The sequence below is a fragment of the Terrabacter sp. P5_B1 genome (assembly GCF_056400505.1).
In genome coordinates this window covers 1-6,357 of sequence record NZ_JBFULD010000253.1, presented here as the reverse complement: position 1 = coordinate 6,357, position 6,357 = coordinate 1, and the positions used below count along the sequence as shown (strand labels likewise).

General features: G+C 74.6%; 7 protein-coding genes. 6 read left to right on the top strand and 1 reads right to left on the bottom strand.

The window, feature by feature from the left end; genetic code table 11:
• Nucleotides 1-69 precede the first annotated feature (69 nt).
• Nucleotides 70-285, bottom strand: coding sequence for a hypothetical protein (locus AC1DP0_RS16325; protein ID WP_478086129.1), 216 nt, complete (start codon nucleotides 283-285; stop codon nucleotides 70-72).
• Nucleotides 286-570: 285 nt separating this feature from the next.
• Between AC1DP0_RS16325 and AC1DP0_RS16320 the strand changes: the two genes are divergently transcribed.
• Genes AC1DP0_RS16320 through AC1DP0_RS16295 form a run of 6 tightly spaced genes read left to right on the top strand, consistent with a single transcriptional unit; the run spans nucleotide 571 to nucleotide 6,289 of the window.
• Entirely contained in the window at nucleotides 571-1,311 is a 741-nt protein-coding gene (locus AC1DP0_RS16320) for an SCO2322 family protein (protein ID WP_478086127.1), read from the top strand.
• 15 nt (nucleotides 1,312-1,326) lie between these two features.
• On the top strand, nucleotides 1,327-2,412 hold the full coding sequence (locus AC1DP0_RS16315; protein ID WP_478086124.1) for an energy-coupling factor transporter transmembrane component T: 1,086 nt from the start codon (nucleotides 1,327-1,329) through the stop codon (nucleotides 2,410-2,412).
• A complete protein-coding gene (locus tag AC1DP0_RS16310; RefSeq protein WP_478086122.1) occupies nucleotides 2,409-4,031 on the top strand; it encodes an ABC transporter ATP-binding protein in 1,623 nt (540 codons plus the stop codon). Before AC1DP0_RS16315 ends, AC1DP0_RS16310 begins: the two co-directional genes overlap by 4 nt.
• Nucleotides 4,028-4,885 carry an ECF transporter S component gene (locus tag AC1DP0_RS16305; RefSeq protein ID WP_478086120.1) on the top strand — a complete coding sequence of 286 codons (858 nt, stop codon included), beginning with the start codon at nucleotides 4,028-4,030 and terminating at the stop codon, nucleotides 4,883-4,885. Before AC1DP0_RS16310 ends, AC1DP0_RS16305 begins: the two co-directional genes overlap by 4 nt.
• The gene (locus AC1DP0_RS16300; RefSeq protein ID WP_478086118.1) at nucleotides 4,882-5,487 is read left to right on the top strand and encodes a bifunctional adenosylcobinamide kinase/adenosylcobinamide-phosphate guanylyltransferase; all 606 of its coding nucleotides are present in this window, start codon (nucleotides 4,882-4,884) and stop codon (nucleotides 5,485-5,487) included. Before AC1DP0_RS16305 ends, AC1DP0_RS16300 begins: the two co-directional genes overlap by 4 nt.
• Nucleotides 5,480-6,289: an adenosylcobinamide-GDP ribazoletransferase gene (locus AC1DP0_RS16295; protein WP_478086116.1), complete on the top strand. Its 810-nt coding sequence runs from the start codon at nucleotides 5,480-5,482 to the stop codon at nucleotides 6,287-6,289. Before AC1DP0_RS16300 ends, AC1DP0_RS16295 begins: the two co-directional genes overlap by 8 nt.
• Nucleotides 6,290-6,357: the final 68 nt, after the last annotated feature.

The following is a 6,357-nucleotide window of genomic DNA, read 5'->3' as shown; positions in this document are numbered from 1 at the left end:
CCCGCAGGTCGCGCTCGAGCCCGGCCGACAGGCCCGGCCCGGACCCGCCACGACCGCCGGAGGGCGTGCTCACTCCGCCGCTCGCAGGCTCATCGGCCCGTAGACGACGGCGTCGTGCTCGCGCAGCGTGACCGCCTCGACACCCGCGTCGAGCAGCTCGCGCCACGACTCACCCAGGTAGCTCTCGGCGTCGCTCTGGGTGGGGAAGCCGGTCGTGGCCAGGCCCGCTCCCTCCATCGGGTTGCCGTGGGCGTCGAGGAACAGCCAGGACCAGTCAGCGCTCATGCCGACACCCTAGACGGCACACTCGACGGCGGCCCGTTTGACGGGCGGCGACCCCGCGTGCAACGGTTCGGCTACCGAAGGACGATGGGGCAAGCCGGTGTGACTCCGGCGCTGACCCGCAACCGTGACACCACCCCCTGCCGCCAGCCGGCCCCGGGTGACCAGTCGGAAAACCCGCGTCCTACCGGCTCCTTTGTCAGTCTGTCGTGGAATGCGGACCGGAGTCACCCCGCCGGGCCGGCTCCACCAGCGACCCGACATGGTGTCCCGCCGCGAGGAGGAACCATGTCCAATGTTCGTCGCACCCCCATCCGGGTCGTGCTCGCCGCCGTCGTCGCGGCCTGCCTGTCCGCCCTGACCCTCGCGCCGGCTCACGCCGCCGCGTACCGCTACTGGGGCTTCTACCAGCTCACGGGTGGTGCCTGGACCTACGCGCAGAAGGGCCCGGACCAGACGGTCCCCAAGGACGGAGCCGTCGACGGCTGGCGCTTCGCTGTCGCGGACGAGTCGTCGACCCGCTACCCGCGCGCCGTCCTCACCTTCGACCAGGTGTGCGGCTCGACCCCTGCCGCGTCGGGCAAGAAGCGCGTCGGTCTCGTCGTCGACTTCGGGCGCCCCGCGGATGCCGCCGACGGCGCTACCCCGCCCGCGCCGAAGGCCCTGTGCGCCGTCGTCGCCACGGACGCCACGAGCGCAGCCGTGCTGGCCACCGCCGGCGACGTGCGCACCGAGAAGGGCCTGGTCTGCGGCGTCGCCGGCTACCCGACGAGCGACTGCGGCGGCGCCGTCAAGGAGGTCAGCCCGGAGGCGAAGGCCGCCGACCAGCCGGTGACCGTCGCCGCCCCGGCCAGCACCCCGTCCGCGTCCGCGACGACCCCGGCCCCGGGGGCGGACGTCGCCGCAGCGCAGAGCTCGGGCACCTCGGGTGGGAGCGTGGCGGCATACGTCATCGCGGGCCTCGTCCTGCTCGCCCTCATCGCCTACCTGCTCGTGCGCTCGCGTTCGCGCGCCCGGCAGGACGGCTGAGCGGCCGCGACGACCGTGACGCGGCTCGCGCACAAGGCCCGCCTCCAGCACCCCGCAGCCTGGTGGCTGTGGGGTGTGGGGCTGGCCACCGCGGCGTCGCGCACGACCAACCCGGTGCTGCTGCTGCTCGTCATCGGCGTCTGCGTCCTCGTCGTCAGCGAGCGCCACGACCCTGCGACGGTCAACCCGCTGCCGGCCTTCCTCGTCATCGGCGCCGTGCTCGTCGCCTTCCGGATCGTCATGACTGCGCTGCTCGGCAACGGGATCGTCGGTGAGACGGTCGTCGTGACGCTGCCGAGCGTGCCGCTGCCCGACTGGGCCTCGAGCATCCGCATCGGCGGCACCGTGACGCTCGAGTCCCTGCTGTATGCCGCCTACGACGCCCTGCGGCTCGCCGCGGTCCTCGCGTGCCTCGGTGCGGCCAACGCGCTCGCGAGCCCGCGTCGGCTGCTGCGCTACCTGCCCGCCACGCTCTACGACGTCGGCACCGCCGTCGTCGTCGGACTCACCTTCGCCCCTCAGCTGCTGACCGACGCCCGTGACGTCCGCGCCGCTCGGACGCTCCGCGGTCGCGAGGGCCGCGGGCTGCGCGAGATGGCCCGTCTCACGGTGCCGGTGATCGAGACCGCCTTCGAGCGGTCCCTGGGACTGGCGGCATCGATGGAGTCGCGGGGCTACGGCCGAGCGGTCCGCTCGACCACGACGAGCCGGAGAGCCGCCACGGGGCTCGCGCTGGCCGGCCTCGTCGGCGTCCTCGCCGGCCTCTACGGCCTGCTCGACTCCTCGGCCGGCGGCGTGCTCGGGCTACCGGTGCTCGCGCTCGGGGCCCTCCTCGCCGGCTCGAGCCTGGTCGTCGGCGCCTCGCGCGACCCGCGGTCGGGTCACCGCCGCGACCGGTGGACGTGGACCGAGACCATGACGGTCGTCGCGGGCGCTGTGCCAGCCGCGGTCCTCATCGTCGCCTCGGCGCGCGGCTGGGAGGGCATCGTCCCCAGCCAGCGGGCCGAGCTGCCTGCCGTCCCCCTGCTCGCGGTCCTCGCCGCCCTCGTCGCCGCGTCGCCCGCCTGGTTCACACCCCGTCCCCGGGAGGTCGCCCCGTGATCACCTTCGAGCACGTGTCGGTGCAGTATGCCGGCGCCCCCACTCCCAGCCTCCATGACGTGACGCTCGAGGTCCCCGAGGGCGAGCTCGTCCTCGTCGTCGGTCCCACGGGCAGCGGCAAGTCGACACTGCTGCGCACCATCAACGGGCTCGTGCCGCACTTCAGCGGTGGCACGCTGACGGGCCGCGTCACCGTCGACGGACTCGACACCGCCGCGCACCGCCCGCGCGACCTCGCCACCGTCGTCGGGCTCGTCGAGCAGAACCCGTCATCGACGTTCGTCACGGACGTCGTCGAGGACGAGGTCGCCTACGGCATGGAGACGATGGGCCTGGACTCGACGACGATCCGCCGCCGCGTCGAGGAGACCCTCGACCTCTTCGGGCTCACGCCGCTGCGCGCGCGGTCACTGCGCACCCTCTCGGGTGGCCAGCAGCAGCGTGTCGCGATCGCCGCCCTCTTCGCCGCAGGACCCCGGGTGCTCGTGCTCGACGAGCCGACCTCGGCGCTGGACCCCGTTGCCGCAGAAGAGGTCCTGGCCTCGCTCCATCGCATCGTGCACGACCTCGGGGTCACGGTCGTGCTGGCCGAGCACCGGCTCGAGCGGGTCGTCCACCACGCCGACCGCGTCGTCCTCGTCGACGAGGGGCACGTGTCCGAGCTGCTCGACCCCGCCGAGGCGATGCTGCGCTCGCAGATCTACCCGCCCGTCGTGGGGCTCTCACGTCTCGTCGGATGGTCGCCGACCCCCCTGTCGATCCGGGACGCCCGCCGCAAGGCGGCCGACCTGCGCGACGCCCTCGGCGCCAGCGCGCCGCGCCCCGTGGCAGACCTGCGCGTCATCGGGCCCGGCGACGCCGTACAGCTCTCCGGCGTCCGGGTCTCGCGCGGCGGCCGGATCGTGCTGGACGGTGTCGACCTCGACGTGGCCCGCGGGTCCGTGACGACGCTGATGGGCCGCAACGGGGCCGGCAAGTCGACCCTGCTCGGCGCCATCGCGGCACAGCACCGGCTCGTCGGCGGCCGGGTGCGCGTCGGGGCCGCGGGCATCGACCCGCACCCTCTCACCGCCCGCGAGCGGGTGCGCACCGTGGGGCTCGTCCCGCAGCAGCCCGAGCTGCTCCTCTACGCCGACTCGGTCGCGGCCGAGTGCGCCGCGGCCGACGGCGACTTCGCGGCGACGCCCGGCACGGCTCGCGCCCTGCTCGACCGCATCTCCGGCGGGATCGACCCCACCGTGCATCCACGCGACCTGTCCGAGGGCCAGCGGCTCGAGCTCGCGCTCGCCGTCATCCTCTCGGGGTCCCCCGAGGTGCTCCTGCTCGACGAGCCGACGCGCGGGCTCGACTACGGCGCCAAGAAGCGCCTCGGCGAGCTGCTCACCGGACTCGCGGCCCAGGGCACGACGGTCCTCCTCGCCACCCACGACGTCGAGCTGGCGGCGGAGGTCGCCGACCGCGTCGTCATCGTCGCCGACGGCGAGGTCGTCACCGACGGGCCCGCCCGGGACGTCCTCGCATCGTCGCCCGCGTTCGCACCGCAGGTGACCAAGGTGCTGCTCCCCCAGACCTGGCTCACCGTCGCCGAGGTCGCGGGTGCCCTCGCGAGGATCGCATGACCGGCCATCGGGTGATCCCGCTGCGGTGGCCGGCCGTCGTGGCGGTGGCCGTCGTCGGTGTCGTCGGGGTCGTGGCCTTCACCTGGCCCTTCTTCGTGACGGGGGACTTCGCGCGCGACCACGGCAACGACGCACCGTGGCTTTTCGCCGTCCTCCTCGGGCTGCTCGCGGTCGTCTGCCTCGCCGAGGTGACGGCCGGGCGCCTCGACGCCAAGACCATCGCGGTCCTCGGGGTGGCGGCGGCCGCAGGCGGAGGCCTGCGCCTGCTCAGCGCCGGCACCGCGGGACTCGAGCCGATGTTCTTCGTCGTCATCGTGGCGGGCCGCGTCCTCGGTCCCGGCGTCGGCTTCGTCTCCGGCGCGCTGGCCGTCACGACCGGTGCATTGCTGACTGGCGGAGTCGGTCCCTGGCTTCCCTTCCAGATGATCTGCGCCGGCGGCATCGGCCTCGGCGCCGGTCTGCTGCCAGCCCGGGCGGGAGGACGCGCAGAGCGTTGGGTGCTCGCGGCATACGCCCTCGTGACGGGACTGGTCTTCGGGCTGTTCATGAACCTGTGGTTCTGGCCGTTCCTCGGGGCGGGCTCCCCCAGCGGCATGGGCTTCGTCCCCGGCGCACCTCTGACCGAGAACCTCGCCCACTACGGCCTGTTCTACCTTGCGACGTCGCTCGCGTGGGACCTGCCCCGCGGCGTGCTCAATGCCGTGCTCGTCGTCCTCGCAGGCCCGGCGCTGCTGCGGGTCTTCCGGCGCGGCGCCCGCCGAGCCGCCTTCGGGGTCCCCGTCGTGTTCGAGCCGGCGACCGTCGCGAAGGCCGGCGCCCGCACCCCGCTGTCCGACGCGGAGCGCCCGCGGTGAGCGGCGCGTTCGGCGTCGGCGCGGCCCGGACCACGACGTTGGTCACCGGCCCGGTCCGCAGCGGCAAGAGCCGCCACGCCGAGGACCTGCTCGGGGACCACTCCGACGTCACCTACGTCGCGACCGGGCGCACGGCCGACCCGAGCGACCCGGAGTGGAGCCGGCGCGTCAACGCCCACCGCGGGCGCCGGCCCGAGTCGTGGCGGACCGTGGAGACGGCGGAAGTGCCGCGCGTCATCGCCGGCGCCACGGGACCGGTGCTCGTCGACTGCCTCGGGACGTGGCTCACCGCCGTCGTCGACGACGCCGGGTGGGACGACCTCGACGCGGCCTCCGCGGCGGTGGGTCGTCAGGGCGCCCAGCTCGTCGAGTCACTCTGCACGGCAAGGGTTCCCGTCGTGGTCGTCACGAACGAGGTCGGGTGGTCGCTCGTCCCCACGACGGTGTCCGGACGGTTCTTCCAGGACGAGCTGGGCCGGCTCAACGCCCTTGTCGCCGCTGTGGCCGCGCGGGTCCACCTCGTCGTCGCGGGTCGCGTCGTCGACCTGAGCGAGGCTCCCGTCGTGCCCCGGGAGCCGAGGCCGAGGACCCTCGATGCGTGACGCCTGGCGGCTCGCGGTCGGCACGTTCAYGGCGCTACCGGTCGAGCCGCCCGGCCGCGTCGACCGGGCGGTCCTCGGCCGCGCCATGCTCCTCGCCCCGGTCACCTGCGCGCCCGCGGCGGTCATGTGGAGTGCGTTCGGCGCCCTGTCCACCACGGGATGGGCGCCCGCGGCGGTCGTCGCCGTGCTGGCGCTCGCCGTGACGGCACTGCTCTCCCGCGCCCTGCACCTCGACGGCCTCGCCGACCTCGCGGACGGCCTCACGTCGGGCCACGACTCCGCCCGGTCGCTCCAGGTCATGCGGCGCGGGGACACCGGACCGGCCGGCGCGGCAGCCCTCGTCCTCGTCCTCCTGCTCGACGCGGCCTGTCTGACCGTCCTGCTCGGCAGTGCGACCGGGACGGCTCTGGCCGTCGTGGCCCTCGTGGCCAGCCGGCTCGCCTGCGCCGTGTGCGCGCGGGACGGCATACCTCCCGCCCRCCAGGAGGGGCTCGGGCAAGGTGTGGCGGGAACGGTGGCCAGGTCCCGCCTGGTGGGGCTGGTCGCGACCGTAGGAGCCGTGGCCGCCGTCGTCAACGCCTGGCTCTCCCGTGCCCAACCCGGGGTCTCGTCGTGGGCGGCCGCACTGGCTGGCCTCGCGGTGGTCCTCTCCGCGGCGGCTGCCGCCGTGGTGGTCCGCGGCCAGGCTGTGCGTCGCCTGGGCGGCGTCACGGGCGACGTCTTCGGCGCAGCCATCGAGGTCGCCCTCGGCGCCGCCCTCGTCACGGCCGCCCTCGCCGTGACGGCCCTGCTCCACCCCTGATGACCCGCTCCCCCTTCACCGTCGAGAGGCCACTTGTGGCCGCCTCCTCCTCGTCGAGAGGCCACTTC

Excerpts from the sequence above, each read along its gene's own strand:
- AC1DP0_RS16325 (WP_478086129.1), bottom strand. The coding sequence starts at position 285 with ATGAGCGCTGACTGGTCCTGGCTGTTCCTCGACGCCCACGGCAACCCG.
- AC1DP0_RS16305 (WP_478086120.1), top strand. The coding sequence starts at position 4,028 with ATGACCGGCCATCGGGTGATCCCGCTGCGGTGGCCGGCCGTCGTGGCG.
- AC1DP0_RS16320 (WP_478086127.1), top strand. The coding sequence starts at position 571 with ATGTCCAATGTTCGTCGCACCCCCATCCGGGTCGTGCTCGCCGCCGTC.